Raw genomic sequence first — 2856 nt, forward strand, 5'->3', positions numbered from 1 at the left:
TAGGGAAAGTATGCAGGATTATTACAAAACGAAAATCGATGCGGTTTCTGGGCAAAAGGAAGGCTCAGAAGAAGCTCAGAAAAATCTATTGCCAGAGTTCTATGTGAACTCCGGATTTTTTGAGACCATTTTTGGTGGTAATACCATCGAAGTGATTCCCCAAGGTTCTGTAGAAATGGACTTGGGTATTCTTTATACAAAACAGGACAACCCAACTTTCTCCCCACGTAATAGAAGTAATTTTTCATTTGATTTTGATCAGCGGATCAGTTTGAGCTTGCTCGGTAAAGTTGGCACTAGGTTACAGGTAACGGCAAATTATGATACGGAGTCTACCTTCGATTTCCAGAATCTTATAAAACTTGAATATACTCCGACAGAAGATGATATCGTTAGAAAGATTGAAGTTGGTAACGTGAGCATGCCGCTCAATAGTTCCTTAATAACCGGGGCGCAAAGTCTTTTTGGTGTAAAAACCGAATTACAGTTTGGTAGGACAACTGTAACTGCAGTTTTCTCTGAACAAAAATCCCAATCACAATCGGTCGTTGCGCAGGGCGGAGGAACCTTAGAAGAATTTGAATTTTTCGCCCGTGACTACGATGAAAATAGGCACTTTTTCTTAGCTCAGTATTTTAGGAATACCTATAACAAAGCGTTGTTAAGGTATCCTTTTATCGATAATAATATCCAAATTACTCGGATTGAAGTTTGGGTGACCAACAGAACCAATAGAACGGATAATGTTAGGAATCTAGTGGCATTTCAAGATTTGGGTGAATCTAAAATAATTGGCTTAGATCAACCGCCAGCAGGTTTTGTAAATGTTGGCGATGGGGCTTTTCCAGATAACGGAAACAATGATTTTGACCCTACTAATATTGGTGGTCCCGGTTCACAATTGACCAATGCGGTTCGTGATGTTACGACGGTGGAACAAGGAATACTGGTCCCAGCAAACGAAGGTTTCGACTTTGGAAAACTGGAGAATGCTAGAAAATTAGACTTAGGTCGCGATTATGTTTTAAATGAACGTCTAGGATATATTTCCTTAAACCAACGTTTGTTGAACGATGAAATTCTGGGTGTTGCATTTCAATATGCTGTTGGTGGAGAGGTTTACCAAGTAGGTGAGTTCGCCAATGATGGAGTAGATGCTACGGGCGTTACGGTCGATCAAGGAACTGGTAACCAGATCATCAATAACAACGCATTGGTGGTAAAGATGCTAAAGAGCGCTATTACCGATGTGGAAGAGCCAATTTGGGACTTAATGATGAAGAACATCTATGATACTGGTGCTTTTCAGCTTAGCCAAGAAGATTTTCGACTTAATATATTTTATACAGAAGCGTCTCCATTAAATTACATTTCCCCGGTTGAAGGCACCTCCTTTCCAACATTCAACAATAACTCTCCATTTGATCCTTCGGACGATTCCGAAATTCTGGACACACCGTTAATTAGGCTTTTTCATTTGGATAGGCTTAATTATAATAATGATCCACAGCTTCAGGGAGACGGGTTTTTTGACTTTGTTCCCGGATTGACCGTGTTGACGCAGAACGGTAAGATTATCTTTACCAAAGTAGAGCCTTTTGGTAAGTATCTTTTCGATATTTTGGATAACGATGGAAATCCAAATAATAACGATACCGAGTATGAAGCTGATATCTATACAAATCCAAACCAGGAAAAATATGTGTACGACATACTTTATAAGGAAACTAAAACAGCCGCTTTAGATGAAGCGGATAAGAATAAATTTCAACTTAAGGGACGTTACAAATCCGAAGGTGGTGATGGTATCCCATTAGGAGCTTTTAACGTACCAAGAGGTTCCGTGGTTGTAACTGCTAACGGTCGTACTTTGGTTGAAGGGATAGATTATACCGTAAATTATCAACTTGGCAGGGTTCAGATTTTAGATGAAGCCTTAAAGGCTTCAAACACGCCTATCAATGTTTCGGTAGAAAATAATGCGGTTTTTGGACAGCAAACACGTCGATTTACAGGCATAAATGTTGAACACAAAGTGAGCGACAATTTTCTTCTTGGAGGTACGTTTTTAAACCTAAGTGAAAGACCGATAACCCAAAAAGCTAATTACAATTCAGAGCCAATAAACAATACCATCATTGGGGCAAACGGAAATTTCTCTACCGAGGTCCCATTCTTTACAAGATTGGTAAACAAACTTCCTAATTTAGATACAGATGTTCCATCGAATCTTTCGGTACGTGGAGAAGTTGCCTATCTTTTTCCTGGAGCCCCTAAAGGGACTGACTTTAATAACGAAGCTACCGCTTACGTCGATGATTTTGAAGGCACCCAAGGTTCTATAGATTTACTTTCAGCTCAATCTTGGTTTCTATCTAGTAGACCGGTAGGTTTGGGAAGAAGCTATACTGAAGGTGAAGAAGATGCCAATGGGGTACAAAATGGTTACGACCGGGCATTTTTAAATTGGTATGCAATCGACCCTATTTTTTATGGACCAAGAAGGCCCGATGGTCTATCTGATGAAGATCTTTCCAACTTATATACAAGACGTGTTTTTATAGATGAAATCTTTCCACAAGTAGATTTGGTACAAGGACAATTGACCGTTATAAATACATTAGATCTGGTTTATTACCCAACTGAAAGAGGACCTTATAACTTTTCAACGGATGCTTCTGACGGAACGCTTGATAATCCTCGTAATAGCTGGTCTGGTATAACTAGACAAATCACTTCAACTGATTTTGAACAGGCCAACGTTGAGTACATAGAATTTTGGTTGCAAGATCCCTTTTTGGATAACCCTAATAATCCAGGCGGAAAATTAACCATTAACCTAGGTAATATTTCCGA

The 2856-nt window shown here is 39.4% G+C and carries 1 protein-coding gene; it reads left to right on the forward strand.

All coding sequences use genetic code 11. The features are described 5' to 3' along the window. Positions 1–2856 (forward strand): cell surface protein SprA (gene sprA, locus ACEW8S_RS01625; protein ID WP_373516445.1); only part of this gene is annotated, 2856 nt, incomplete at both ends.

This window comes from Pricia sp., from assembly GCF_041745955.1.
Classification (GTDB): domain Bacteria; phylum Bacteroidota; class Bacteroidia; order Flavobacteriales; family Flavobacteriaceae; genus Pricia.